Source organism: Citrobacter freundii complex sp. CFNIH9, from assembly GCF_002903305.1.
GTDB lineage: Bacteria > Pseudomonadota > Gammaproteobacteria > Enterobacterales > Enterobacteriaceae > Citrobacter > Citrobacter portucalensis.
This window is the reverse complement of record NZ_CP026242.1, coordinates 237,846-264,589: the sequence shown is the minus strand read 5'-3', so window position 1 is coordinate 264,589 and position 26,744 is coordinate 237,846. Positions and strand designations below refer to the sequence as shown.

General features: G+C 42.7%; 22 protein-coding genes. 5 read left to right on the top strand and 17 right to left on the bottom strand.

Annotated elements, in window-relative coordinates; translation table 11 throughout:
- Positions 1 to 20: 20 nt before the first annotated feature.
- The 4 genes from C2U43_RS28650 to trhI form a co-directional block, all read right to left on the bottom strand.
- Positions 21 to 1,007 carry a hypothetical protein gene (locus C2U43_RS28650; protein WP_022652172.1) on the bottom strand — a complete coding sequence of 329 codons (987 nt, stop codon included), beginning with the start codon at positions 1,005 to 1,007 and terminating at the stop codon, positions 21 to 23.
- A gap of 60 nt (positions 1,008 to 1,067) precedes the next feature.
- Positions 1,068 to 1,445: a hypothetical protein gene (locus C2U43_RS28645; RefSeq protein ID WP_022652171.1), complete on the bottom strand. Its 378-nt coding sequence runs from the start codon at positions 1,443 to 1,445 to the stop codon at positions 1,068 to 1,070.
- Between the two features lie 58 nt (positions 1,446 to 1,503).
- Positions 1,504 to 2,379: a hypothetical protein gene (locus tag C2U43_RS28640; protein ID WP_015063128.1), complete on the bottom strand. Its 876-nt coding sequence runs from the start codon at positions 2,377 to 2,379 to the stop codon at positions 1,504 to 1,506.
- A gap of 373 nt (positions 2,380 to 2,752) precedes the next feature.
- Complete coding sequence (gene trhI, locus C2U43_RS28635; RefSeq protein WP_015063127.1) at positions 2,753 to 4,561, bottom strand: IncHI-type conjugal transfer helicase TrhI; 1,809 nt, start codon at positions 4,559 to 4,561, stop codon at positions 2,753 to 2,755.
- Positions 4,562 to 4,743: 182 nt separating this feature from the next.
- Between trhI and C2U43_RS28630 the strand changes: the two genes are divergently transcribed.
- A complete protein-coding gene (locus C2U43_RS28630; protein WP_015063126.1) occupies positions 4,744 to 5,616 on the top strand; it encodes a hypothetical protein in 873 nt (290 codons plus the stop codon).
- Positions 5,617 to 5,644: 28 nt separating this feature from the next.
- On the opposite strand, the gene trhN is transcribed toward C2U43_RS28630, so the two are convergent.
- The 11 genes from trhN to parM all read right to left on the bottom strand — a co-directional run bounded on the left by trhN (position 5,645) and on the right by parM (position 20,484).
- Positions 5,645 to 8,821: an IncHI-type conjugal transfer protein TrhN gene (gene trhN / locus C2U43_RS28625; RefSeq protein ID WP_015063125.1), complete on the bottom strand. Its 3,177-nt coding sequence runs from the start codon at positions 8,819 to 8,821 to the stop codon at positions 5,645 to 5,647.
- Between the two features lie 18 nt (positions 8,822 to 8,839).
- Positions 8,840 to 9,895, bottom strand: a complete 1,056-nt coding sequence (gene trhU, locus C2U43_RS28620) for an IncHI-type conjugal transfer protein TrhU (RefSeq protein ID WP_022652170.1) — start codon at positions 9,893 to 9,895, stop codon at positions 8,840 to 8,842.
- An 11-nt stretch (positions 9,896 to 9,906) separates the two neighbouring features.
- Complete coding sequence (locus tag C2U43_RS30155; RefSeq protein ID WP_022652169.1) at positions 9,907 to 10,038, bottom strand: hypothetical protein; 132 nt, start codon at positions 10,036 to 10,038, stop codon at positions 9,907 to 9,909.
- 1 nt (position 10,039) lies between these two features.
- Positions 10,040 to 11,548, bottom strand: coding sequence for an IncHI-type conjugal transfer protein TrhW (gene trhW, locus C2U43_RS28615; RefSeq protein WP_015063123.1), 1,509 nt, complete (start codon positions 11,546 to 11,548; stop codon positions 10,040 to 10,042).
- A complete protein-coding gene (trhF, locus tag C2U43_RS28610) occupies positions 11,535 to 12,047 on the bottom strand; it encodes an IncHI-type conjugal transfer protein TrhF (RefSeq protein WP_015063122.1) in 513 nt (170 codons plus the stop codon). The genes trhW and trhF overlap by 14 nt, the downstream gene beginning before the upstream one ends.
- Positions 12,048 to 12,325: 278 nt before the next feature.
- Positions 12,326 to 16,624, bottom strand: a complete 4,299-nt coding sequence (gene rsp / locus C2U43_RS28605) for an IncHI-type conjugal transfer protein RSP (protein WP_040113304.1) — start codon at positions 16,622 to 16,624, stop codon at positions 12,326 to 12,328.
- 121 nt (positions 16,625 to 16,745) lie between these two features.
- Positions 16,746 to 17,303, bottom strand: coding sequence for a hypothetical protein (locus tag C2U43_RS28600; protein ID WP_022652167.1), 558 nt, complete (start codon positions 17,301 to 17,303; stop codon positions 16,746 to 16,748).
- Positions 17,304 to 17,305: 2 nt separating this feature from the next.
- Entirely contained in the window at positions 17,306 to 17,740 is a 435-nt protein-coding gene (locus tag C2U43_RS28595) for a hypothetical protein (protein WP_022652166.1), read from the bottom strand.
- Positions 17,730 to 18,182: a hypothetical protein gene (locus tag C2U43_RS28590; RefSeq protein ID WP_015063118.1), complete on the bottom strand. Its 453-nt coding sequence runs from the start codon at positions 18,180 to 18,182 to the stop codon at positions 17,730 to 17,732. The genes C2U43_RS28595 and C2U43_RS28590 overlap by 11 nt, the downstream gene beginning before the upstream one ends.
- Positions 18,183 to 18,746: 564 nt before the next feature.
- Positions 18,747 to 19,424 (bottom strand): hypothetical protein, encoded by a 678-nt coding sequence (locus C2U43_RS28585; protein ID WP_015063117.1) that lies wholly within the window; start codon positions 19,422 to 19,424, stop codon positions 18,747 to 18,749.
- Positions 19,425 to 19,449: 25 nt separating this feature from the next.
- Complete coding sequence (parM, locus tag C2U43_RS28580) at positions 19,450 to 20,484, bottom strand: plasmid segregation protein ParM domain-containing protein (protein ID WP_015063116.1); 1,035 nt, start codon at positions 20,482 to 20,484, stop codon at positions 19,450 to 19,452.
- A gap of 372 nt (positions 20,485 to 20,856) precedes the next feature.
- On the opposite strand from parM, the gene C2U43_RS28575 reads away from it, so the two are divergent.
- Genes C2U43_RS28575 through C2U43_RS28560 form a run of 4 tightly spaced genes read left to right on the top strand, consistent with a single transcriptional unit; the run spans position 20,857 to position 23,546 of the window.
- Positions 20,857 to 21,804, top strand: a complete 948-nt coding sequence (locus tag C2U43_RS28575) for a metallophosphoesterase (RefSeq protein ID WP_015063115.1) — start codon at positions 20,857 to 20,859, stop codon at positions 21,802 to 21,804.
- A complete protein-coding gene (locus tag C2U43_RS28570; RefSeq protein ID WP_015063114.1) occupies positions 21,804 to 22,643 on the top strand; it encodes a hypothetical protein in 840 nt (279 codons plus the stop codon). Before C2U43_RS28575 ends, C2U43_RS28570 begins: the two co-directional genes overlap by 1 nt.
- Positions 22,636 to 23,157 (top strand): hypothetical protein, encoded by a 522-nt coding sequence (locus tag C2U43_RS28565; RefSeq protein WP_015063113.1) that lies wholly within the window; start codon positions 22,636 to 22,638, stop codon positions 23,155 to 23,157. Before C2U43_RS28570 ends, C2U43_RS28565 begins: the two co-directional genes overlap by 8 nt.
- Positions 23,154 to 23,546, top strand: a complete 393-nt coding sequence (locus C2U43_RS28560; protein ID WP_022652165.1) for a hypothetical protein — start codon at positions 23,154 to 23,156, stop codon at positions 23,544 to 23,546. The genes C2U43_RS28565 and C2U43_RS28560 overlap by 4 nt, the downstream gene beginning before the upstream one ends.
- Before the next feature lie 185 nt (positions 23,547 to 23,731).
- Here the strand turns inward: C2U43_RS28560 and C2U43_RS28555 are convergent, their stop codons facing one another.
- Both C2U43_RS28555 and C2U43_RS28550 read right to left on the bottom strand, forming a co-directional pair.
- Complete coding sequence (locus tag C2U43_RS28555) at positions 23,732 to 24,736, bottom strand: ParB family protein (protein WP_022652164.1); 1,005 nt, start codon at positions 24,734 to 24,736, stop codon at positions 23,732 to 23,734.
- On the bottom strand, positions 24,733 to 25,986 hold the full coding sequence (locus tag C2U43_RS28550) for a ParA family protein (protein WP_015063110.1): 1,254 nt from the start codon (positions 25,984 to 25,986) through the stop codon (positions 24,733 to 24,735). The genes C2U43_RS28555 and C2U43_RS28550 overlap by 4 nt, the downstream gene beginning before the upstream one ends.
- Between the last annotated feature and the right edge of the window lie 758 nt (positions 25,987 to 26,744).

The window sequence follows — 26,744 nt, the reverse complement described above, 5'->3', positions numbered from 1 at the left end:
AGATGTTTGCCAGTGGCATATTAGTTGAAGGTCATCTTACACGCTGTAACCATCTGTTTTCTGATAGCATCAACGTTGTAACCAAGATGAGTCCCTACAATTTCGAATACTTCAGATTCAATCCATTCGAACTGGCGCTCAAATGTAGGGTTTACGATAACCCAACCTGATGTATCCCTTAATGTTAACTTGTTATTTACGACAAGTTTTTCAAACAAATTAATTGTTGATTTAAATGCTTTAGAATAGACATCCATTATATCCCGATCAGTCCATTTTACTGCCAGTTTATTTTCTGCCAATAAATAGTCACGGTCGAAAAAGATATCCCATCCCATATCTTCCTTACAATCATGCAAAATAATCTCTTTATCCTGATGATATTGAGATAATTTAACATTTTCACTTTCAAAACTGTGCGTGTATTCATACAAGCTTTTTTTAAGCTCTGACCTAAACTCAATAGCATCTATACCATGAGTGGCACATGTAAGCTCAAATGACTGCGACATATACCAACGTGTTTCTGCTTCAAGAAGCGGATTCACTTTGATATTTCCGAATTCATCAGTTGTATAGAGTGATTTTGTAAAGACAAGATATTTAACGTTTTCCAACGACTCTTCCATTGCGACGACGTATAACTGATATACATCTTCAGGAGCCCAGTCGATAACCAGACCACCTAATTCTGCATTGTATTCTTCTAAAGTGAAGAGATAATCAGTTTCAGAAGCAAAACTAATTCCATGCAGAATTTGATTGTTGAGTAATTTGGAACAATGACCTAGCAATGCAACATCATCCGACACATGAGGCACCAGTTCCGGGCCAGAATGTTTTTCTTCTGATTGCATGCTTTGCTTTTGGGCTATTGCATTATTTATATATTCAAGCGGAGACTCAACTATGGGTATTATTTCATTTTCCTCTTCTTCAAAATCGAATATAGAGAAAAAATCCATTTGTTTACCAATAAATGATGTCGAGCTAATTTTTTGTTTCATGGGGCCTCCAAAGGGAGATCTCCCATGAAGGGATTTCTCCCCTTTAGGGTGGTTTAAATGTCAGATCTGTCTAAAGCTACTTTGCCCAAAACCCTTGGGGGGTTTAGGTATGTGAGCTAACTTACTTGTTGCAACGACTCTCATGTAGTCAAGAGGGTGCTCTCTCCCTTCCAACGTGACAATATCCACAACAAGATAACCGGAGACCATTAACTCATCACCTTGATTTATACCAGTGAAACAGCCTGAATACATTTCTGGTGACACTTTGATTTGAATAGAAAATTCTCTCTCAGCGATTTCACCATTAATTTCAGTCTTCATTCTGTTTTTGAGCTTTATTAATAACCCAACGTTACCGTCAGTCATTTCTTTCTCCATTGCACTGATAACTATCCCGGACACTTTAACTTCATTAACATATTCAAGATGTGACATTTCTTCTCTCCTCATTTTAATCAAAGAGAAGCCCTGTCAGGGTTCCCCCTTAACAGGATTAAATAAATTTATTTACAATGAACATCAATGACATCATGCCAAGAACAGCAAAACAAAACGTCTGACCAAAAGGTCTTGGTTCTTTAGCTGTTTTAGCGCTATTGACTTGAGTCAAAAGTTCATCAATTGTTAACTGCCGTTTTTCTGCCTTCATTTTGTCATCTAAATATTGCGCTTCTCGTTTTGTGAGAAATTCAATTTTAGATTTGATAGCATGGTCCCAGCCTTTGGAATCGAAAACGCTCAATTCACTAAAGGTATGTAGCATGAGTTCATCAGGAAAACCTAATTCTTTCATTAAGGGACGGACGGCTGCATACAATGCATCTACAGTTTCATAATGTGCCTTTGTCACTTCATTAAAGCGATTACGCAATGCTAATTTATCGCGCTTCACAATAATTTCAGAAACCCAGGCAATCAACTGATCATTTTTTAACTCTCTGGATTTATCGAGTGAATAATCTAGGTCATCCACATCAAGGAATGTGTTCAACCCATACTTTTCAAACTCTTCATTTAAAAACTTATCCAGTTCAGCTAAAGTTTTAAACATGGGAATTGCAGGTGCTTCTTTGAGTAGCTTATAAGCCTTCTCAAAGTCAATTGGATTGACATGAATTTGCTGCATTTCTACATGATAATAAGTTGAAAAAGCTGAAAGCTTTTGGGCCAGCATAGAAACCGATTTTAAAGAGTTCAGTTCAATTATAGTTGGTCCGTCTTCATTCAAAATAACAATAAGGTCATTATCATGCCCTGAGTAAATAATCAGAGATTCCAATAACTTCTTGTTAACTGCCTTGTCCATATCCGGAATCAGATCGGCGAAGGCCAGAAGAAGGGCTTTACTGCGTGCTTTGCTTTTAGACATTTGGGGTCACCTATATATAGTAAGAAGGAAGGAATAATGGAATATTCCAACACAAAGGCAAAGCCTGTCATTCATCTCCCGTAAGCTATGAACCGCCTGATTTATACTTTCTGGCATTAGAAGTACGCAACGAAAATAGCTCAATCAAGAGCTAAATTAGTTACGATTTGGTAAATTCGGTTTGCCTTTTTACGGGCATAGGAAAGGCACCAGCGACAAAGGTGACATTTTGCCGGTGGTGCCTTGCAGCTTAAGTAAGCTGGCCGCTTTTCACGGCTGAATCCGCGCTTAATGCGCAAAGTAACTTTTGTCAGTTACTTGAAATGTGGGAGCGATAATACAAAGCTCAATATTCTTATACAACATAGAGTCATTATTGTAAATACTGATTGGAAAATTCTTCTGTTAAATTTGATTCTATTCTCATATTCGCTGCCTCTTTCAATTTTTCTTCGGCGCATTCGCTTAAAAAGAAGGACGGATCACCGTACCACATTACATGCAGCTGTTGTTCTGCTCGTGTAAATCCTACAAATAGAAGTCTTCTCTCTTCTTCAATCGCTTCCTGCCCCACTGATCTCTTGCTTGGGATCTGGTCAGCATTGCAACTCATAATAATGACTTTTTTCCATTCTAGCCCCTTCGAACCATGCAATGTCGATAAAACTACTTTATCCGGCGTATATTCCTCATCCTTCTTTTTAGGCCCCAAACACATCGCCGCAGCTCGATTTATCATGTTTTGCCAGCCATTTTTCTCAGCCCATTGCTTACAGGTATCTAACGCAATTCGTGTCAGTGAAGGTGAACCTTTCTGAGTCCTCATTTTTATTGATGACAATTCCATCCATTTAATCAGATTTGCGAAGCGCTTTTCGATTTCAACTTTATCCCGAGTCTCCTGTGTAAACCGGGTGAAGTTTGAGTGAAGTGTTCTTGTTTCCAGGGAACTTGCATCTGGGATGCTCAGTTCACCAAAAGTTACTTTTCTCCCTTTCATGCTAAATGCTGTTTGATCCAAAACTTCTTCATTTTCACCGAAAAGCGCCAGCACCCTCTTCATTAATCGAACATCGTTGGACTGCCGAAAGAAAGCCATCAGATGCAGTACGTCGCTCGTCTCTTTCTCATCCCAAAAGGACTTGCCTCCATAACGAAGAACCGGCTGCTCTATGAGGCTTTCAAGCTGATCAAGATGTGCATTACCTCTGCTAAGGATTGCCCAGCCATTTGGGTCTTGGTTAATTAGATTGAGGATGCCTTGAATCTGTTCATCCATATCAACATATGAGCGGAAATTAACTTTTCCACCACCACTTTTAGCTGAACGCAGATCCTTAACGTATCTGTAAACATTTTTTTCAATCAATGCCCCTGCAACCTTAAGAATTTCTGGTTCACACCTGAAACAGGTATTTAGATAAAATATGTTTGGCCTGAATTGTTTTTCAAATTGCTGGAATATTTTTACCCCGCCGGAGGCCCTGAAAGAATAGATTGCCTGATCATCATCCCCTACGATGCTCGTGTTAACACCACCCCTTGTATGTAGTGCGATCCAGGCATACTGAATCGAGTCGGTGTCTTGCACCTCATCTACAACTAAATGCGTCAAATTTAGTGGCTGCATTTTTCCTGAGTGCATCTGGCCCACGACAAAACGTGAGAGTGCATTTAAGTCAGCTACGTGGTCTTTCTGACATATTGCCTGGTATGTGTTGAACAAGTGGATTTGTTGACGCGTATGGCGAACTGAAATGATGTCTGTATCCATTTCCCTTCCAATCGCATCAATAGCAAATTCAGCTTCCGGGTAACGGAAAGGCGCGCCTGACTCCTTTAACGCACGATGAATTACAGAACGCTGTGCCGAGCTAATCAGCATCTTGCCCTTCCAGTTGACCATGTCCAGTTGCATCCGGATAAAGCCGTGGAAAGTATTTACCAGCACCCTATCCTGGTCTTTTTTACTTAACCGACTTTTCAGCTTTTCAGCCAATGAATTTGTTGCAGCGCGAGTAAATGTGACCATTCCAACCTTGGCATATGGGAACTGCCTGAGGATTGAGATCACAGCCTCGATCATCGTAAATGACTTCCCAGACCCTGGTGCTGCAATAACCATATTATTTGCGTTTGCATTTTCAATGATGACCCTTTGCTCATCTGTTGGTTTACCCATAAAAGCCTCTGAATATTTAGTCCCACTGATTATACGATTTAATTTAGAGGGATTTTTCTTTACAAGGCTGGTTTTTGTTCGCTTCACATTTTTTCATTTTTTCTGCATTTTGGTTGTTTGAGAAACTGACGAGTATGAAATAATGCTTCTAGACAAAAAAATCATTCAAAGAAGGGTCTCAAATGAAAACTAAACGTTTTGTATCTCTGGTTTCTGCTTTTGTTGCCAGTGCATCGCTGGTTGGTTGTGCCCGGGATGCTGGTAAAACCCCGAATTCTGCACAGCACAGCGACACTCATGGGCTCTACTGGCATGCTAATTCTAAAGACTCGGTAGCCAAAAATGCTTACTCTTTGGCCGGTTTTGACGTTACTTTTAATGAAGAAACAGTCCAGCCGGGTGGCGATGCAGATAACTTGCTTTCCAAACTGCTAATTAGTGGCTCTATGGGCTATGTTACAGGAGGGCTCAGTGGATTAAGTATTATGAGTTTGGGATCAATGTACAGCTCCTCTGACGCTGAATATATCCAGGTTAACCAATACGTCGTCTTTGTCCCGAACCCTAAAAAACTTCCTTATAACGATGAAAGCTTAGTACGTGCCGGTGCTGCATATGTTTATAATCACACCAAAGAGTCACAGGTGGCACTCGGGTTCAATCCTTCGAAGCAAAGTGCGGCTCTGGCTTCATGCAAGATTGATATGGCAGTGATGAATAAATGGAGTACCTGCGACCTCCCTTCAAAGCCAGCTGCCGACGTAATGCCGACTAAGTCCATGTACAGCTTCCAGGTTATTCGCCCAGCGTCTGGATCTGAAATCCCTCAACTTAATCTACCTGCCGGTGATTATTCAGTAGTTCGTTACGTATTCATTCCATTTAAAGGCAATGAATCTAGTACTAACTTCTCAGGTATTATTTTCCGTTCTGACAGTCCAAAATTCACTACCCCAGGTGGCGTTGCTGCATCTATTAACGGTAAAGATTATTATCTTTTCGCAGGAGAATATGGTCAGAAGGGTTTCCCTGAAAAAACTCTTAAAGCAAAATAAAAATAAAGGGGCTTTACAGCCCCTACATTTAGTATTTTGGTAATTCCTTCCCAGTAATTGGGTCTACATAAGTTGACCCAACTTCACAAATCGCGGGCCGTGGTAGATAGCTACAGTCCACATTCTCCTCTTTAATTGCCTGATTATTTTCCTGTCTAGCTTTTATCATATTATCCTCACCACCCATTGATTCTTTCGTTCTTTGGGATGGAAGTTGGTAATTTTCATTTTTAAATGGCAAATTTTCTGTTATCGATGACTCGGAGAATGTAGCGTACTGATCAGGAACTTCTCCGACCTGGACGGCATCGTTAATCCATTCAGTTAAATCGATCTTATCAAAATCTAATCTCTGTATTTGACTAATTGATAATCCAACGCAACTCGAAGCAACCGGATCTATTCCAAGTTGAGGATACGCCTGCTGCATAATCACGCGAGATAACATTGAATTGTAGCAGCACATGTCTGTTGCTTTTTTAACACACTTCTTTGTAAATCCCATATTGAGATATTTAACACAGCGTTCAGTATCCAGTGTGAAACAGGATTTCTGATTTTTATGAATAGACGCTTCCATTTCTTTTTGATCACAGGCCACAAGCATTTCAAGCAACATTTTTGTTATTTGATATGCGGTATAAATCCAGCCAATGACATTTAATGCAAGCATAAAGTTTTGAATTGCTGCTGAAAAGACTACTTCGCCACCCGTTGTCGCTACATTTTTAAAAACGAAGTCCCTTACTGTATCGGGAAGCAAGTCATATGCTTTTTCCATGGCCATCTTCTTAAGGGTACCAAGCCCGAAAGAGCTCATTGTCTCCTTAGCAAGTTGACCACTTCCACCAGCAGTGGATGAACCTACTGTTCGCCCAAGGTTACCGGCCACATTTTCGTAGACGCTGGTTAGCGAACTGGTGACATTGTTCCACATCTGACCAACAGTTTTACCTGCCGATGCTGTCCATTCACCAACCGAGTTAGCCATTGAAGCCCAGGTTCCACTCTCCCCACCGGTCCAGCTTACCAGCTGAGCATTCACTCGTGTCCAGTTCGTGTTTCGGATCATCGACCCAGCCAGCATAATCGCCTCTAGTGAGCCAGCGGTACCCTGTGGCTGTTCGCAGCAATCTGTTTTGGCCAGCCCGTTCACAAAACCAACGGACCTGCCGCACCATTCTGCTTTCCCCTCAAAGACGGAGCAGGAATTAGGGTCGTTGGGATCTTCGCATTTTGCCTCACCCTGCATGTACTGAACCATGTTTGAGTACGCGGCCACTTTCCCAAAATCATTGTTTTCCTCTTTTGGGCCGGTTTCGCATGTTCCACCAGAACATGGGATCATACCTACACAGGCGTTAGTCTGTGACTCTACCTCTCTGACGACGTCCTTACCTCTGTCACACGTATATTTCTGCTCATACATGTAGCATGTATTTGTGCCTTCATCGAACCAACCTTCTGCACAAGTCTGTGTATCGAGCACACACGCAGCATCATTTTTATATGTGCCGCAAGCGTCAGGCATATTTTTAATGTCGTCGTAGTTGTAGCAGAGGTCTTTTCCTGCGGCGTCTTTCATGATGTTTCCCTTCGCATCATATGAGCACAGCTTTTCCTTCGCCAGGGGATCACAGAAGTAACCTTCAAGGTTTGTTTTCCAGGTTAAGAACCCGGTATCGCCTTTATAAAGCGGTGTGGCCATTTTAAGCACAGTTTCCGGGAGCCGCTTTGTACCGACATCCATGTTCACAAACCGGTCAAACCGACAGAATGAATTCGGCGTTTGTACTGCATCAAAACAACCTGCGGGTTCCTGTATATGTTTATCCTCCAGCTTCATATTTTCAAAAGTCAGCTCAACTTCAAAATAGCCTTCCCCACCGCCACCTACCCAAACGCGTGACGCCATTGTCACTTCACGGTCCACCTCCTGATATACAGAGTTTCTTACCTGGTCGGTAATATCGTAGACTTTGTCAAGCTTCCATGATTTTTTCAGCTCCCATGGCCCTTGTGGTGATGGATAATTGCTACTTCTATATTCTCCATCTATGTGAGCAAAAATCTGCGTTCCATCAAGCGTGACCCTCATATGATCATCCCACTCTGCATTAATTATTTTCGCAGTTGCAAGCTTTGCATCAGGATGAAATTTTAAGGTTAATGAGTTGTCATATACTCCATCGTTCCAATAGTTGTCGTCTCTTCTGCCGAACCAGACCCTCACACAATTATCCCCGCACATAGACATATCACCATTACCACCTGAGATATAAACAGGTACGGAAAAATCACGAGTTATTGTGCAACTATTAAAGTTATCTTTCTTGGGTGAGTTGCAGTAAAACTCTTTATAATCTGGATAGTGTGTAGTAATAGTTTGTTTTTTTGTTTCCGTATTGCAACTCTGTAGCCAGTTGCCTGTACCGGCTACAGCATTACCAATTTCATTTCGGCCAGCATTGAACATAGGGTCGTTAGGTTTAATATTAGATGCTGGGTTGTCTTTATTTGCATTCACCAGTGTACGGTAGGCAACCCCATCGTAACTCTGCGCTTCAAACAGCTGACTTTTTCGATTTTTGATGTCATTGATGAATCCATCCTCATCTCCATACCGGCCACCGGAATTAAACTGAATATCACTGTGCTTCTGCTCTGAGCTGAATAGCTCTCCTGTACTGGTTTTGGTTCCTGCCGTTGTATTCGTGTTGTTACTTATACCAATGTTACCGCTACTGTCTCTGGAAAGTAACTTTGCCCCCTCTTTCGTATAATTAGAGTTGATCGTACCGCCCGTCATGCTCGGTAACTGTACGGTCTTACCGATCGACTTGCCGTCAGATGCAGCATTACTCATAACACTTTCGTTTGAGTTCAGCGCCCCGTACTTCCCAACGTCTAAGTTTATTGAATCTGCTTTACCTACATATTTATCTGATATTTTTCCGCTCAGGTTTTCCCCGGAATCAGCATTCTTGTACTTCTCTACAATATCCTGAGCACTTGTTGTTGCATTTCGATTTGCGTTGGGGTTCGCAAGGTCAAAATTGTTTTCCAACTGATCAAATATCGCATCAGCTGCGTATATTTTTGGTGTCATAACCATGTTAATGAGCGAAACGTAAAATGCCCAACTCATAGTATTTGCGAGCATAGACGCAATAATTGTTGAAGCAATTAATTTCCTAGTTTTCATATTAAAAGCCTCCTGCAATTAAGCGCCGGGATTAAAACGCACGCAACAGTCATTATATCTCCATAGCATATAGACATAATTATCTATGCCTATTTTCTTTCGTCCACCTTTCAGCGTTGACCAATCATGTACGGAGTCACCAAGCCTATGGCAGCAATCAGGCCCTTTAGCTTCTGGCGTTGGGTAAAGCATTGAAAGTCTATATTGTGAACGAGGAGTGAAGTATTCCCATGTTTTCTCACACATTGCATCTGCTCCCATTGTTCTCATTAGCATTCCTTGCCGATGTAACTTAGTTAGTAGTCGTTGTGTAATAAGGGAACTGGTTCTGACGGCATCATCATTCGCATAGACGTGCCCTGTAAGCGGGTACAAGTTACCATCACAACCGGCACAAAAATAGGCAGCCAAATTATCCTTTCCGGCAGTCACTGCCACGCAGTCAGCAGCACATACCATTGAGGCAATAGGGTTTGCAAATACCACAGCTTCGGGGTTCAGCACGAGCGTCAACAGATCACTTTCCCACATTGGATCAACTTCGCTGATATACGTCAGACTGGCATCAATATAAGGTTCTGCTGTACATTCACCGATTATCAGCAATTTCAACATTGTCATGATCGGGAATTCCCAGAGATGTACGTCGTAGAATCCGGCTTCTGTAGCAGTCATAGGCTGGTTAGTATTGCTCTTGCCAATATCGAACTGTGATTTTTGCAACATGGTTCCCTCCAAAAATGGGCTGCACCATGGGCTTTTCACTACTTCTACGATTTTAACTGGCTGGAAAAAACTTAACTGCCATCCGATTTCTGGTATCCCATTTTGGTCTGTGCAATAGCAGCCGGGGCGTGAGGGTGCGGCACCTTCAGGTGCCGCACCAATTCCCATGATCCGCATCGGGAAGATGCAACTCCAGCAGATATTTTTGATTAGTCCCTGCCACACACCAGCTGACTGGCACATTGCTCCCGGGACGCCGGTATCTGCGGCCATGGTCATTGCAGGCAGGGAAAATGACAGCATGACAGCAACCAAAATTTCCAAAAGTAACTTTTTTAGCTTCTTCACCGGCACGCTCACTATTTAGTAATGAATGTTGTCACGCTTTCCATATACGTAACCACTTTGTTGAAATACTCTCTCATCAGGTCCGGGTAATTCAGAGTCAGCCATGTGGCCAGCAGCGCCCCTAAAATAAATCCGATCTTCATATCAGTTCTCCTCTGCCGAGATTTTTTCTCCAACACCACGTATTTCAGCTTCACTGAATTGCGTTATCCGGAATTTATCTTTTTCAGTTGAAATCAACACTGGAGTGTTTTTAATCTGGAAGCGGGAAATAATTTGCTCATTGACTTTGAATACTTTCCCGTTAAATTTCTCGCGCAGATCATTCAGATGGTCCCAACCATTTTCCTGTTTAATTCGCGTAAACATCGGCATAACCTGTCCGCTGCCAAGAAGTTGGCGATATTGCTTCTCAGCCCAATCAAGCTGCCCCGGATTCAATGGGTCAAAAATTATCATGGTGAGGTTCTGCGGGAACCTGCTCAGCGGGTTAATCAGCTCGCCCGCAGAAGCAATGACGCGGCCCTGCTTATCTTTCACGTCCTGAGTGACCCTGATAGTCGGGTCAATTAACCATTCCTTGTGCTCCTGAGCCGGAGGCAGATTAACCATGAATTGGTTCTTCCATGTGTCTGCAACAGCTCGCTTCTTGGCGCCCTCCCAGTCATACTTTTGTGCTCGCTCTTCGAGCTCTTTAATAATGCTTTTCTCTTCGACCGGATAGGTCGTACCAGCATTAGGTAAAATATCCTGATCGGGATTTCTGGCCAGTTCTCGCTGGAAGAAATCAACGTTAAACGAACCGACCATTTTAGCGAATCGGGATTCCTCACGGGAGATAATTGTCGGGACCTGCGTGACCTGGTACTGGTCAAACGCATCAGGGTCAATCGTAATCAGTGGAGAGTCAAACTTCCCCTTCACCACCAACTGATTGATTGCAGCCTGAGTCTCCGGAAGACGCGTCGTGCCTTTCTTCAGACCATTAAAAACCACTCTCGCCTTATTTTGTGACGCGGTACGGAGTAGATCTTCTAGGACGTAATCAGGCAGGCTAAATGACGCAAAGATAGTGATACCGTTTTCTGTCGAAAGCACCTCTTCCCGTCTGCTATCTATTTTTCGTTCGAAGTCAGCGGCGGTGATCCCTGAGGTACCAAACATTTTTTCGATATTCGTCGACTGGCTGCGCATTACTTCTGGTTTATTTTCGACAGACTTCAGTGCTGAGTCGTTCAGCTGAATATTTCCCTGAATTTCATCACGTCTGCGAATAATGTCATTAACTGCTTCAGAATTATTATTCTGAGCGCGTATAGCCTGAGTATGATCGATAACCGCCTGCACACTGTCAGCATTCATACCCGGTACATAGCCCCGATTCGTTGGCTGACTGATGTCCCTGTTTTGCTTCAAAGCTTCAGCCTGGCGGACGTACTTCTGGACATCCGGAGAATCCAGAGAGCCTGACGAGAGCGGGCCTTCTGCTGTTTCCGGCGGCGTTGACTGAGCGCCCAATACTTGAGCTTGCCTAGCAATGTCGTCAGCAACCTGTTGATACTGGGGGCTAGCCGTAGCGGTGGACATCAAGGCGTAAAACGCCAGGCAGGTGGCCAGAGGCTTAATCGTTGTTTTTAATTCAATAGATCGCATATGTTTTCCCAATAACTGAAGTCAACTTAACCGGCCCCCAAAATCGTGAGTCCCATGAGTGATCCGTTTGGCCAATTAAAAAAACTTCTCCTTTCGGAATAGTTAATTCTCTTTCAATAGACTCAGCAGGTATGTTGTATTTCATTGAAATACGTCTGGCATTAGCTTTATAAAACTTGCTCCCGTTATAAACGCCATCCATTGTGACTCTTAGGCGATCTCCGCCTACCCCCGCCACAATTTTAATAACCTTCTCATTTTCACGTATAAATCGGACTGATTTTGGCATATGAAATGCAATGATGTTTCCTGCCTTGACAGATTTATCCTTCAAGTCAATCATGTAAAAATCAGCAGGTAAACAACCATTTAATAGCCCATGTCCAAATGTAAATCGAGTAAAGAAGATGGCCAGTACCAGTATCAGAATTGCCAAATTGATCGGCACGTACCAATCAAAACTCAGTAACCCACGCTTCTTAGGTATGTATTCGCTCATAACCTGCTTCTCTCAGATACCGGAACCAAAGGACTAATTTTTACATTACCTTAATACCTATTATCCATGTTTTGGACCGTCATTATTTCTACAAAGCCAGTTATTTCTGATAATTTACGCCCCTCTTTTTCTTTCATTATTGCCATTGATTGGTGATTCATGAGACTTGTATCACCGTTCATGCAAAGTAACTTTTCCGACGAAATCAATTCAAAAGACCAAAGACAAAAAGCCGGGACATTACTGTCCCGGCTTCTATTTCAGTACATAAATTTGTCTTACTGCGATGTACCAGTTGTTTCTACAGCCTTTGATTTTTCCTCATCTGGGCCATATACGACCGTGCGCTGTGTTGCTGAATCTCCACTATCATCATATGCGACTACACGGATATCTTGCTTCCCACGATTAAGATTTTTCGATAGTGTCGCAGTGCTGCCAAAAACATTCCTTAGTTCATCATTGATATACCATTCATAACGAACCAGTTTGCCATCAGTATCGACACATTTATTTGTGAAACTCCAGCTCATATTGGATTCTGTATGGCTTAGCACACATTGCGGAGCGGCGTTTTTTACAACATCAAAATCTACTGATGCTGTACCACGCTGTCCCATTTTACTGACAACATCCAGCGTGATTTCATATTTTTTCTCAGTAAGACCGGGAATTCCCTGAGCCCAATAGTTTTTACTACCCTGGACAACCTCTCCATTTACTTTATACGTCACCGTATCAATACTGTCAGCAGAGTGCGCCAGTTTAATATTAGATCTTAGTGTGACATCAAGAGGAGCCCTCATGAACTTATTAGAGAATTTTGGGGTCATTTCAACAGTCATCGGAGTTTGCTCATCGACGACGAAGGTATTTTCAATACGCTGTTCGTTATTACGGTTATCGCGGAAAACGATCATCAACGTATATTTACCCGGCTTCGCAATTGCAAACTCTTTCGTATCTCCTTCATCTTTTGAAATGGAGATATTTTCCTTATCGTAGATCCACTCCCGTGAATAAGTTACTCCCGGATAGTCACCGTCTTTTATTCCGGTCAGGGCGACGTGTAAGGTCGACGGGGCCATAGTGTATTTTAGCTTCGTACTGACTTTCATTTCAGGGAACTTATACACCCAGGACTTAATCGATACTTTCCGCGTGGAAATGGTACTTTCCTTGCTGTCAGCGAGCCATGCACTGTATGTAAATGCCGCATAGCCTTGCTTATCCAGCATCTCCTCTGTCAGCGTCATCGACAACTTAGGCCCTCTGATTTTCTGTCCGTCAGGGGCAGTCCATTCTTCAATGACGTCATTTCCGTTCTGGTACCGACTGTTCGGGTTGGAGTATTTACCATCTAAAGTAACTTTACTTCCCACCTCTACCTTTGAAATGCTGCTCACTGAAACGGAAAGGCGCTTGGGTTTAGCGACCGTTAACCGCGCAGACGTCTCTTTCCAGGAGGACTCTTCAGCCAGGTCGTCTGAATCCAGATAGCGCATCCGGGCGTAGATAGTTGGCGGAAGCTTCTCAGCGGCAGTCACGGTATAGGTAGTGTCACCCGCGACCCAATTAATTTTATCTTCCGACCACATTACTTCAGCCGTACCCTGCGGAATCGGCTCATCATTATCCAGCAACGAGACTGGTAAATCATCGCCTTCAAGAATTTCCGCAACATCAATACTTAGCTTAGGCTGTTTGTACGTTACAACTGTCAGCACGTCGCTATAAGACACTTTTGACGTAAACTTGTTGGTCATCTTGGCCCTGTAGAGCCACTTACCGACGTCAGTTTTTCTGATTGAAATACTTCTCTTCCCAGTCATGTCCGAAAGCATCGTCCATGTCTGCCCATTGTCTGACGACTCCTGCCACTCGGTAGGAGCAAGCGCATCAGAGTTAGCTGTGCTGGCCGATTTGAAGTTCACAAGCGTACTGAGCGGGATACGGCCGATAATCAGGCTCTTTGAGAGATTACCCTCCAGCTCTTCACCCTTATACACACGTATGCCGACCGCACTTGTTTCCCGGGTCAATTCAAAATCAGCGAAAGGCGAACGGACTTTAGCTATCCCGACAAGACGCATGTTCCCAAGGTCCATATTCTCGATTTTGATTTTTGTTTCGACTACCCCGGCATCATTCACCGGCAATGCCTCGGTTAATGGGGTACGTTCATACGTCGTTTTAAAACGGCCTGTTTCTGGATCTTTACCATAGATACTTTTCTGAGCGTAAATGGTTACATCCCAGTCACCCATTGTCGTCCGGCTAAATGAGCTTTTGCGAGTTGAATTGTTATAGCGCCCAACTGACACCTTCAACGGTAATTCCATTGTAGTAGCCGTCTTTTTGTCTTCGACTTCCATCGTAGCCCGAATGCTGAAGTCGGGGACCGTATACACGTTAAGTGTATCGGCGGTCCGCATTGTCGGGTCCTTCGAGTACTCTACAGCAATGTCGAATACATTTTTCGTCCACAGTGGGGCTGCGGCTACTTTCAGACGCTGAACGAATGTAGTTGCATCGTTGTTTGATGAACGGTTTTTAAACGTCGTTTTTGTGTTCTCACCCCCGTTTTGCGAAACATAGACTGTCACATCAGCAGGTACCACTTTTGCCAAGAGGCGAGCAGCTTCCCCACCTGTCGTGTACGCTAGTGCAGTGTTAGGGTTGATCCCAGTTACCAACTTATTTTTCTTGTAAGTAAGGATTGGGTTATATGGCAGTTGAGTTGTCAATACGCGGCGGTATTTGGCCGACACAGCTTTAGAGCCTCTACCGTTTATCATATAGACTTGGTAATCGAGCAGGTTTTCGCCAGTTTTATTGAAGAACCCCGTAAGTCCTGGCGTCCTGCCTTTAAAGTAAAATTCAAGCCCGTCCGGTACATTGTTCCACTGAGGGTAACAGGCAGTGATATCAGATTTGCCGCCATACCACTCAAGATAAGCCTGCGCGTTCTCTTCCGTAGTAAAGAGAGTGCATTTATCACCGGCTGTCTGACTCATCAGATCGGTATATTGCCGAACGCGAGAATACAAGGTGACGTCTTTTTCTAAGTTTTTAAGCGCAAACCCTGTCGGTTGATACGTGAAAGTGGTATTGAATGTCACAATCTTGCCATACAGGTTTTCCGCCACGACTGTGATTTCGTGGTCAGCATTCACATCTAGATCATCCCCCACCGGCAGATAATAAATGCCTTTGTAGTTCGTTGGGGTGAGTTCAACAACTTTGTTATCGATAGTAACGGCTTTAATATCCGCAACCCCGGCCTGCCCCTGGAATGCGGCAACAATAATTTCATTTAAGAAATAAACAGGTGCTCGTTTTGCCAGCGCTGCCCCATCCTTAAGTACCATGAGTGTGGGGTTATCAGAAAGCATCAGTTTGCTTTCGGGCTCATTGTACGTAGACGTATTCTTGCTAGTATTCTCTATAGTGAACGTGGCGGCATAAGAGCCATTCGTCAGGTCTGTTAAGTCAAAGATATACAGATACTCATCGCCGACCTTCTGGGGTCCGCTCACGGGCTGGAGGGTACGCCGTATCGGTGTTACCCAGGATTGCTTAAAGTCGATAACCGTACCGTCATCCAAAGTTACTTTTGTTGTCGGCTTGAAAACCCCGTCCGGCACCATCGTCAGCGTCATAGCTGTTGGTAGCCACCACTCGCCTTCAGTCTCTTCCTGGGGCACTTTGACGGCTACAGCTACCGTTTTAGCGCCGGTATAGATTTGCTGACCGCCAATACTGATAGTTTTAGCTTCATCAGTGAAATTCCAGAGAGTATGGTCAACAACAGGAGGACGGTAGTCCCAGGTCAGCGTAAGCTTTTGCGCTTCAGGAGGGGCAAAGTAATTATTTTTCGAATTAGCGGTGACAGTTATTTCCCGTGAACCTATCAATAAATCCGAATCACTTACTTTAATACTTCCTACATCGATCGTGCAACTGGTCCCACCAATAGGGACTTCACAGGCAGAACCCGATCCGATAGAAATATATTGCACAAAATTGCGGGGTTCTACTGAGACGGCAAAACTCCTGATCACTTCATCCTTAATATAAGATTTAAGTGTGTAACCCTCTTGAACCAGCCCATTCATAGACGACTTTAGGCCGGTGATCGTCGGTTTAACCGGTACGAGAGCATTAACTGTATACTCCCCTTTCACTACTTCTACTTTTTGCCTTTCTGTACCGGAAAAATAGGAAATTTTGTAAGGGAGTTTTAGGTCTCCTGAGCTGTTTGGAATCCCGGTTAACGTGAACCCGTTAGCAGTAAATCCAGAGCTATTTGGAAGCCACTCAAAGAAGCAGACAAGATTATCCACCGTTGATGTCGCACGATCATCAACCGTCACATTACATGCGGTTCCAGAGCCTGAGGCAGTAATTATATTATTGTTTACGAATGCAACAAAATCGCCCGGGCCGGGATTAAACGTGACGGCAGGCATATCAGCCTGGAGTTTTCCGGAAATCATAATTGCCTCGGCATGTACCGACTTAATCGAGGCAATTAAAGAAAACAACAGGGTTAAACATAAACCTGATTTTCTCATGACGAACACCTGTTTTTTTTACGCAGAATTAAAATTACTCTACGATAAAAAAATCTGAAATCTTGTTCGTTAAGAGGAAAAAAAAATATTAATTTTTTGCTAAAAATTGAAGATTTTTAACTCACTGACAGCTTTTCGACTCCGAAAGGCGCAGAGCAGTTATTATCGATTCTGAGGATACCCATGGCATCTTAAGCGTCAAGAATCCAAGCAAAAAAAGTCCTGTTGAAACACAATCCATTTGCGTTACGGGAAGATTATAATTTATGGGTTTAAATGAACCCCTTTCGACCGGAACAATGCCTGACGTGACTAACAAGCCCCCACGGTCATTTGGGCCGATAGTGATATTTTTGTAAGCCTGGTGTGTGCGATGCGTGGTTTTTCTCTTTTCAATTTTAAGTGTAGGTTTAATTCTCAGGAAGACAGAAGCCAGCGCCATGGCTTCGTTTTGGGATAGTTTCATGAGAATACTTCCCTCTGAATTCCACCCATATTCTCTATTGTCAGCCGGAGGGGCGAATTGGAGAGTAAGGTAATATTTTTCAGCCTCGCTTATGAAGGCTGAATTATCAGCAGACCGACTTATGTCGACGTTCACTTCAAATGCCATCGCCACTGACTGGCTGAAGACCCTAGCCCGTAGAGCCTTCGTTCCAATAGCTTCCAGTTCTTTCATTGCTATGCTCTCTTCTTAAAGAACCATATACCGGAGATGACTTCATTATCCTGGATGCGTATCAAATCCGAAATAACAAAACCACCTTTTCCTTCCGAAATTATCATGGTGTAAGAGCTCGTATGCACAAGCCGAGCATTTTTGATTGGTAACCCAGCACACTTAACAGAAATTTCATCAGGCGAAACTTTTTCAACAAAAGTAACTTTTGATGCAACACCATTGATATGTATGTTTCCGTTATCTGCAATTTTAACGTTTAACGAAGGTGTGGATTCTTTATCACAGGGTTGGAAAACAGACGTGGCTTTAAGAACTTTGCCAGTAAAATCGTACAAGTCGGGCTCCGCCGGTCTTGCGTTGAAAAGCGAGTAAGCCCCCGCAATTGTTAAACCGAGCACTACAAGAGGTAATAGTTTCTTGTAATTAACTTTCATCCTCCAGTTCCTCTCCAATCAGGTGTAAAGCACTCACGCACATAAGCCTAAGCTGATACAGCAAATTGTCGGCGGTGATACCACCAACAAATGTCACTGTACGGCGTATCGATACACCACCAGGCTCGCATTGAATATGGCCAATACCCGCATCGCGAAGAAAATCATTCTCGGCGCTTACGAGGTCTGCTTCCGCAGGTGGAATGACCACTTCGATGAGTATTGTATCAATTGGAGCCCATTCCCAGTCGTACTTAAGGGAGGAAATTGGAGCGATAGAAACATGAAATTCATCAATATTAAAAATTACAGGTTTTTTGCCCGTTGATTCAGGCTGAATGAAGGGATTCTCGACCAGGACAACTGGGAATTCAGAAATAGACAGAACTTCGATTAACTGATCTCGACGTAAACCATGTATTAGTGAGTTGCGTGATAACATTCAGTCAGCCTTCATTATAATAATCAAACAGTTACACATGATGCCGTTAGTTTCTTTATGCTCATCCAGATTGCACGGCAGAAACTCTTAGGATCATAGGGTGCTAGGGTAACAAAAAAACCTAACTTGACCAGTAAAGCATAGAGATTTTTTACATAAAATAATAAATAAGTACCAATTTTAGTAAGATATTTCTTACTTCAACCAATACTTTAGGACAAATCTGTACCCGTTTTAACACCTGTTCTTAAATCGTGCAAACGAACAACCATAAACAGGAGCTAAACCACCTTTTTTTTAGTAGTATACATAACTAAAATTAGGTTTCATAAAACAAACTGGTTAGACCTGAAACAACCAAAGAGGTTCATAATGAGTTTTTGAGTTGGATCTATAATTCTACGAAATTATTTAACTTGCTATGCAGCATTGAGTGTTCCATTAACTACATGTAACCGGTTCACCATCCAACCTCATCTACTAATAATATACCAACAAAAAAGCCAGCTGGTAAGCTGACTTTTTTGAGAGATTACAAATTTTAATCAATTGATACTTCTATATTTACTTTGCAAGATTTGCGAGGTTTGCATTTGCCCTTTTCTTCTGCTTTGTTGTCACACCCTGCACTTGCGCTTGTTCACTGAGCGCCATGGTTTCGGTTTGAGCTAAGTTAACGTCCGGAGAACCATGATTAGTTTTTAGAACTGAATCATTCTGATTTGCGATCGCAACAGGCGGCAAGGTCTCTACAGTCACAGGCATGGAGTTTTTGGCCAGTTCTGTAGACATTAATTCCAACCGCTGTTCCTTTGCTGTCTCAGGCTTTACTGCATCACTGACATCAGTTTGACAATTAGTTGAAAATACAGCAGCAGGATTCTTGCAATTATTAATCTTTAAAATTAAATCGTTGAATTTCGAATCAAGCATAAGACTTATTTGTTCTTTCAACTGTTCATTACTTAAATCACTCTTTTTAAATTCATCATTAAAAAACCGATTTAGATCAGCAGCCGTTAATCTCTCATTCAGTCCATTAATAAAACTTGATAGCTCGGGGAAGAGGTTATTTAGCACTAACCCCGTAGTGATTGCAGACCTTATTATGGAAAGCTGTTCGCCACGATGTGTTAAGTCACTTTTTTTTAGAAAATTATAGGCATACGGAGATTGCCTTTCCGATAACCAAAACGCGCTAATCTGGATGCGATCGTTTTCCTTCTCAGTTTTTTTTGTCATACCCCCCCCCTTTACAAAACCATCATCACGCAAAAACAGTATCTGCAATAGCCAGTGAGAGAGCGAATTGCGGATTATCTACCATGATGATTTTCGATTTATCAAAATGTTCACGCACTGCCGGTTCAATCAGGTAAGAACCCCCACCGACTAGGAATACATTGTGCGGACGTTCTTCCACCTGAGTGACTGCTTTGATCACTTTTTCTTGAAGTTGCGCTACGGCACTATTTACGGCTTGGAAGACACCATCAAGATCATCGGAAGAAACCTTTAGTGAGGCTTTGTTATCACGATTGTCGACCAAGTGTTGAATATACGCGTAGCTTGCGTTCAGCTTTGAAGAATCCAGATAACGACGGACTTCATCATATACGATAGAACAACCAATACGGTCAAAACCCTTGACTCGGGAGATCTGTTCCAGCTGACCAGTAATGCTTGCTACATCAAGTGTTGTCCCACCTAAATCGATAACCAGGCTTGATTCAAAAGATTCAATTAACTCAATTTCATCTGCACGAGTTACCGCCGGAAGTGACTCAGGAAACACGGTAACTGAAACAACATTAAATGAAACACGCTTACCATCAATATAACGTTCAACCGGCTTCATCAGGTTGTCTTTTTTCCGTTGGATGTTTTCGTCATTGGTTTCACCCAAAGCGGTATAAAACTGACTAAGTGGCAATGTTACATAGAGATGAACATCCTGCGGCTCTAAACCAGAGGAATGAAGAGCATGGTGAACATTCAGACGACTGATCTCATCGTACTGATGCGCAACGTCGGTAGTTTCAAGGGCATTACTAGATTCACTGTGATGAGAGAATCGTTGAAGGCCATCAATAAGGTAATTAAACGGAATAAGCCCGTCATGGCTTACCCGGAAATCTGCAACGAAACTATTTTGAGTCAATAAGGGAACAAGGTCACCTTGATTGTTAACACAAACCAGTTTTGCCGCTTTACTACCATCATCAATAACAACTTTAAGTGTCTCTAATTCAGTAGAGTTTGATTCAGCTACAGCCAGTTTTGTTTTTACTAATTCAGTCATGCAGAACCCCTCGAATTGGTTTAATTAACCCACCACTTTTGATATGGGATTTATACACTAATGGTTGCTTTAGGTCAACAAAAACGAGGCAAGAAACACACGTAAGTTATTGTTAAAAAAGAATCCTTCGTTTTTAAAAATTGTCTTGCTCTACTTTATGTACACTTGATAAAAACACACATAAATGACGTTTTCTTCAGCTTTACGACACTAAAAAATCCTATCCAAAGACGGCACTTAAAAGTCTCTCTGTGCGGATACTACAGATGAATTCAACTTCTATTTTGCCTAAGCGCAGAAATTAGCCCTCTTAACGAAAATATTGCCGACACTCATCCGGTATTATTACTGTACTTTCTAGAAGAGGCATTTATGGCATCTGAGCACGTCCAGACAATTGACCTGACTAATTATTCCGGAAGGGTTTTCTTTCTGGCAGACCCCCATGGACATTATTCGACGCTTTGTAATCTTATCCATTCGATATCGAGCCCAGATGAGGAACTAATCATTTTCCCTACCGGGAATCTCTTTGATTATGGTCCTGAGCCCATGGAGTTAATGACAGCGATAAACACTGGTATTTTTGATGGACGTTCTGTGCGAGTGTTCTCAGCAGCCGGGGCTGGTGAAGAGATGATGAAGAAGCTCTTACCCACAAATAATGATCGTAGGACTTATTACCCAAGCACATTTCTTAACGAACGGTGGTGTGCAAGAGGCGGACGTTGGCATAAACAAATTAACCGCAGTTATCTTGAAGAGGAGATCAGCAAACTGCTCTCCACCCAGCTGGCCACGGTGATGAAGGTGCTTTTTAAAGGAAATATTACTATCGGTGTTTGTCCATCCGACTACACGGACATACGACAGGGTTTCGACAATACCTATAACGCTCTCCTCGCGTTTAATCAGGCAAACGTGAATATCTTTCAGAGTCAGTTTCTTTTTGGTATGGATCACGCAGTCAGCCCAATGAATATTAGCGATGTCAACCTCGTTGTACTGGGTCGGAATCCGGTCAATAGCATCAGAAAGGCTCATGGGTTACCTTTGACTAACTTACCTGTACTCGTCGGCAACTGTCTCCATATCAATACTGGCTCGCTGTTCATGTCAGCAATTAGCGATCCAGCACTACTAGCCCCAGGTATACCTCGTACTACAGTTCCGGCAATAACGCTGGTCGAGTTGATACTGGCCTCAACACCAACCCTAATTTGCCACCAAATGATCCTTAATAAGAACGGCATTTACACACAAAACACAACACCACTTGACCTGGATTTAAAAGATAACAACATAGAGGCTGCTTTATAATGCAGAAATTAAAACTGATAATTTTACCGGTGCTGGCATTTGTGTGGCCATCAATCAATGCAACCGCATCGACTAAAACACCAATGCCTACTTCTCAGCAGTCAGTTGCTAAATCTGAGGCTAACTATGAATTTATTTCTATTTCTGCAAAATATGTCGACGGTATGTGGCTTGTTAATGGTCAACAAAGACCTGTAATTAAAACAAGCATGACTAAGCGTAACTATCTCCAGATCGCAAATCAGTCAACACTTACGCCTTTGAACCTTGTGATACCCAAAATTGCATTTGACGTTATAGCCAAAAATGGCGTTTTGTTATCAAATATTGTATCCCTGGATGAAGATGCAGCCGGTAAAAAAATTCTATGGTTAGAGCCGGGTTCCAGCCTGACAATCTCTTTCGTCAATGACCTATCCAGTACCCCATTACAGGCGATAGTGTCCGTAAGTAAATTGAATAAAAGCGTTATTGCGATTTTTGGACCAGACCAGGGTAAAAAATTCACCCTCCCCCAAACTTCAAAATCACAGGATTTTTCAAAGGAGTATGACCCTTCACCAGAAGTCGCACTACGTCTCAATGTGCCCAAAAAAATTCACTCTTCCGTCACAATCCCAGATGTCGCGACTGCATCATTACCGTCCTCACATACCTACGAGATTATAGCGACTGATAAACTCAGGTCTTTTATGTTTTCAGAGTTTGTTTGGGTTGGTAAACGTAACAGCTTCCTCGTTGGTTCTAATTATTTCTCCAAAAATTTGACGGTTTACCCAGGTGAAGAATTCGATATCAGCACCATACAGAAAACGATTATGAGGGCTAGTAATGATTAAAGCAGCCGGAGTGATTTTTATCTGTCTTTTGACTGGCTGTCAGTCGGTTGGAAGCAAAATTGCAGACCTCCCCTCAGTAGGTTTCGACCCTGTGATGAGCAACAAAAGTGAATCCTATACCGACGGAAAAGTTACTTTTCTGATTGAGAGTTCAGGCACTGATGTCTGGCTGCTCGCCAAGAATGGTACCAAGGAATTTATTGAGTTATCGGATCTAAATCTAGCCGGAAGCCGTTGCACCTATTCATCGCGTGGGAAACTGTTATTAACACCTGGTTCAGTTTCATTGTTTACTGTTCCGACTGTTGGTTTACTCGGCCTTTGCTACGACAACACTGACCAATTAACGTTTATTAATAACGCATTTACCAAAATTTCACAAAAGTCGAGTGATGGACCCACATTGCCATTGTTGTTCAGTATTAGATATGAATTTCCCGGCTCGGGTGAAACAAACACAACGCTAGTTACGCAATCATTAAGTCTTGCATTTTTGGAACAGGAGCAATCATGAAATCTATATTGGCCGTCATCTGTATTTGCTGCTGCGAGGTGGCTTTTGCTTATCCTTATCGCATCTACACAGCACCTGATGGTGCCATTGTGAAAAATATACTGACCAATGAAGTGATCGGTAGGACACCGGTTGAAGTTGATGTCAGTAATACTGAAGCAGGCTCCACGTTCGGGATATCTATGTATCGGCATGAGAATGTTGCAATAAAAATATTCACAGTAATGCCAAGCGCGGAAAATAACTTTACTGTTTCAGGTCCCGACGTTGCAACAATGTCTTTACCAGGTAAAGCCCCTTTAAACGTAATTAATGACAGTAATGCAGCAGCAGTTCACATAGATCTCAGGCCTTTTCTTTCTGAACCTGTACATCAACCCATTCAATAGTTAATTTAGGTCCCTGTCATGGGGACCTGCAATCTCATTTATAAGGATATTTGTTCTAAAGATCATGCAGTTACACGCATCTAGAATGATTAAGGCTTTACAGTATTGATAATGGAGGGAATGAAATTAAGGTCAACATAGTAATAAATCCGCATCCTTGCGATGCGGATTAATGCAAAATTTAATTATTCTTTTTCTTTCAACTTCGATTTTATAAACTCCTCAATTTCTGCGATCAATTCGCTATTAATTCTATTAAATTCAAACCTAATTTTTCTTCCAGACGCATTTTTGCTAATCCTTGCATATTTATCTTTATTATCAAACACGGCTAATTCACGAGTTTCCCACCCCTTGCTAGGAGGTTTTATGTCAAGCTGTTCAACTACTGTAGTAATTTTATCTATTACTGTCTTCTGTGCTTCGGAAATATCGGTTACATCCAAGCTCCTTATTTCCTCCCGAACATTATCTACAACTTCCTCAAGAGAGAATAAATTCTTTTCGACGTACTTCTGTAGTCGGGATAAGCGATTGTAATACGAGTTAGGAATACCTTCATAGTCAGGAAAGAGAGCAATAAGAGAATTATCTATCTTCGCCGCCTGGATACGCTTAGAAACAGATACATGGCTGATTCCGAGATAATTAGCAAGCTCTTCATTAGTTGCAAATCCAAGGTCTTTCATTTTCTGTAAATACTGGAATCCAACTTCACGGTAAGAAAATCTCCGTGATGTCTGTGCTGCTGTAATGATGGAATTAATATCTTCCGGGGATAATTCATCCGGCAACACCCATAGTGGCAAATCCTTCGCAGATTGAATACAACAGAAACGCCTACGACTGCCCTCTATAAGCAGATACACCCCATTTCGTTTGACAGCAACGCCTTCTGTATCAACACCACGTACCTTAATTTGTTCCAGGATATCTCGAACTGCATTTACAGTGAGAGCTTCCTGGTTTCGTGGGTTCATAGGGTGTACTGCGGTTTCCAGTTCCACCTTCTCAGCCGGTACAATGATGTGTTCAGCTTCCAGCTTACGTCCATTATGTAAAGCAAACAGCTTCCTCAGTCGAGGCTGTGATTTCAGGCCTGGAAGCCCGGAGCGATGGCTGACTTCAGTACGCTTAGGTGCATTAATATAACGGGATTTGTCATTCCCGATATGCTGCTCATCACTCATGCGTTACTCCTTTCTTTCACAGAAAAACTCTTAATCTCATTTATAAATTGCTGGTAGACCGCCATTACAGATTCTTCAGCCACATCAAGCTGCTTAGGTGAGCAAAGCTCTTCAGACTTTTTAATATCCAATACGGTTCTGCCCCTTGATGCTGCGGCTTTAAACGCTTCGGAATTTTTAATATTTGCAGACATAAAGAGTTCCTGCACTGTTCTTACCAGTTTATCCAGAACAATTTTTTCATATGGACTCTTATCGTCTACGTTAACAGCCAGCACTTTGAACCACCTCAGATTTTCGCCCTTGCTCGGCGATTGTTTGAAACGCTCGCTGATGGTCAACATGAAATCAGTTGTGGAAGCATAATCGTATTCACGAGGTGATACGGCAACAAGAATGCCATCAGCGGCTTCATCAGCTGCCCAAGTGATTGGCGAATCCTCTGGTGGAGTATCGATGATAATCAGGCCGTATTTTTTCTTCAAAACAGGCAGAATAACTTCTTTGAATCGAAGTAATAGCTCTGTTCGTTCTTCTCTGGAACACTGCCAGTATTTATCTTTAAATCGCGCATCTGTAGGAAATGCTGTAATAACATCAAGATTCGGTAGGTGTGTCGAAAAAGGCATACTCTCAATGATTTCTTCTTCCGAATACCCTAAATCAAGGTATTTTTTGTAATCTGAGTCCTCTTCATAAACCCCTAAGATGGCGTCAATAGCAGTGAGGAAAACATCATCTTCCGCTACACTTTGTATCATCCCGCTACCAATTGAGCCTTGTGGGTCCCATTCGATCAAAAGTGTCCTTGCGTTTAGATGCATATCAAGCGCTGCGGCTACAGCAAGAGCCCCTGAAGTTGTACTCTTACCCGTGCCGCCCTTATGGTTCTGCGTTACGATTGCACGGCTATGGTAATAGTCGCTGTACCGAGGACAGCCCAGAGCATCCATGATTTTTTGGACGTCCCACCTGGTATAGAGATGGTTTTTGTTCTGAAAGATAGGAGCACCAACCAGACCTCTATCTTCAAGATCGGCAAGGATTTTATTAAAGGTGACGCGTGACTTGCCAAAAAAATCTGACAGATTTTTTTTATTCAAACAATGGTTATAGATGAGGCGATCTACACCTTCAACACTATCATCCGAGACCGAAACCCTTGAAGAGACCAATAATGACTCCTTCAGGGAAATCTGCTCGCTCTTCATTCGTTGACCGACAAGGGCGATCTTATCAATTAGATTCATTCTCTTCCGATCCCTTTTAACCTAAATAATGAAATTAAACGCATATATGTACACTTTACGCATAATGCGTACATTCGTGCCTTATGCGTTTAATTGTAACCGTAATTCTAACTATACGCTAACGTTCTGTTTCTTTTTCGTCGATTATGGGATATCAGCCTCATCGGTTTACTTTGTTATGTGTAAAAAGAGAGTTATAAGGAATGACTTTCAACATTGGCGATAGCAAACTACCGACTTAACAAGAGTCAGCTATGTGGCAACTAACGTCAATTCCCCTGTATTCAAAAGCATCTCTTTTTGGGCTGGCGATTAACGGGGTTAAATGTTCCGGCACTCAAACAGCATCCCGCCCTGGGCTGGCGATTAAGGGGGTTAAATGTTCCGACACCCGGACAGCGTCCCTCCCTTGGCTGGCGATTAAGGGGGTTAAATGTTCCGACACCCGGACAGCGTCCCTCCCTTGGCTGGCGATTAAGGGGGTTAAATGTTCCCGCACCCAAACAGCATCCCGCCCTGGGCTGGCGATTAAGGAGGTTGAATGCTCCGGCACCCGGACAGAATTCGGCCTTGAGCTGGCGATTAAGAGGGTTCAATGTACCGCCGCTCCGACAGTATCCCGCGCTGGGCTGGCGATTAAAGGGGTTAAATGTTCCGGCACCTGGACAGTATCCGCCTTGAGCTGGCGATTAAGGGGGTTAAATATTCAGGCACCCGAACAGTATCCCGCCCTGAGCTGGCGATTAAGGGGGTTAAAT

Bases quoted from the DNA above. Each gene is read 5' to 3' on its own strand.
- C2U43_RS28650 (WP_022652172.1), bottom strand. From the start codon at position 1,007: ATGAAACAAAAAATTAGCTCGACATCATTTATTGGTAAACAAATGGAT.
- C2U43_RS28645 (WP_022652171.1), bottom strand. From the start codon at position 1,445: ATGTCACATCTTGAATATGTTAATGAAGTTAAAGTGTCCGGGATAGTT.
- C2U43_RS28640 (WP_015063128.1), bottom strand. From the start codon at position 2,379: ATGTCTAAAAGCAAAGCACGCAGTAAAGCCCTTCTTCTGGCCTTCGCC.
- trhI (WP_015063127.1), bottom strand. From the start codon at position 4,561: ATGGGTAAACCAACAGATGAGCAAAGGGTCATCATTGAAAATGCAAAC.
- C2U43_RS28630 (WP_015063126.1), top strand. From the start codon at position 4,744: ATGAAAACTAAACGTTTTGTATCTCTGGTTTCTGCTTTTGTTGCCAGT.
- trhN (WP_015063125.1), bottom strand. From the start codon at position 8,821: ATGAAAACTAGGAAATTAATTGCTTCAACAATTATTGCGTCTATGCTC.
- C2U43_RS30155 (WP_022652169.1), bottom strand. From the start codon at position 10,038: ATGAAGATCGGATTTATTTTAGGGGCGCTGCTGGCCACATGGCTGACT.
- trhW (WP_015063123.1), bottom strand. From the start codon at position 11,548: ATGCGATCTATTGAATTAAAAACAACGATTAAGCCTCTGGCCACCTGC.
- trhF (WP_015063122.1), bottom strand. From the start codon at position 12,047: ATGAGCGAATACATACCTAAGAAGCGTGGGTTACTGAGTTTTGATTGG.
- rsp (WP_040113304.1), bottom strand. From the start codon at position 16,624: ATGAGAAAATCAGGTTTATGTTTAACCCTGTTGTTTTCTTTAATTGCC.
- C2U43_RS28600 (WP_022652167.1), bottom strand. From the start codon at position 17,303: ATGAAAGAACTGGAAGCTATTGGAACGAAGGCTCTACGGGCTAGGGTC.
- C2U43_RS28595 (WP_022652166.1), bottom strand. From the start codon at position 17,740: ATGAAAGTTAATTACAAGAAACTATTACCTCTTGTAGTGCTCGGTTTA.
- C2U43_RS28590 (WP_015063118.1), bottom strand. From the start codon at position 18,182: ATGTTATCACGCAACTCACTAATACATGGTTTACGTCGAGATCAGTTA.
- C2U43_RS28585 (WP_015063117.1), bottom strand. From the start codon at position 19,424: ATGACAAAAAAAACTGAGAAGGAAAACGATCGCATCCAGATTAGCGCG.
- parM (WP_015063116.1), bottom strand. From the start codon at position 20,484: ATGACTGAATTAGTAAAAACAAAACTGGCTGTAGCTGAATCAAACTCT.
- C2U43_RS28575 (WP_015063115.1), top strand. From the start codon at position 20,857: ATGGCATCTGAGCACGTCCAGACAATTGACCTGACTAATTATTCCGGA.
- C2U43_RS28570 (WP_015063114.1), top strand. From the start codon at position 21,804: ATGCAGAAATTAAAACTGATAATTTTACCGGTGCTGGCATTTGTGTGG.
- C2U43_RS28565 (WP_015063113.1), top strand. From the start codon at position 22,636: ATGATTAAAGCAGCCGGAGTGATTTTTATCTGTCTTTTGACTGGCTGT.
- C2U43_RS28560 (WP_022652165.1), top strand. From the start codon at position 23,154: ATGAAATCTATATTGGCCGTCATCTGTATTTGCTGCTGCGAGGTGGCT.
- C2U43_RS28555 (WP_022652164.1), bottom strand. From the start codon at position 24,736: ATGAGTGATGAGCAGCATATCGGGAATGACAAATCCCGTTATATTAAT.
- C2U43_RS28550 (WP_015063110.1), bottom strand. From the start codon at position 25,986: ATGAATCTAATTGATAAGATCGCCCTTGTCGGTCAACGAATGAAGAGC.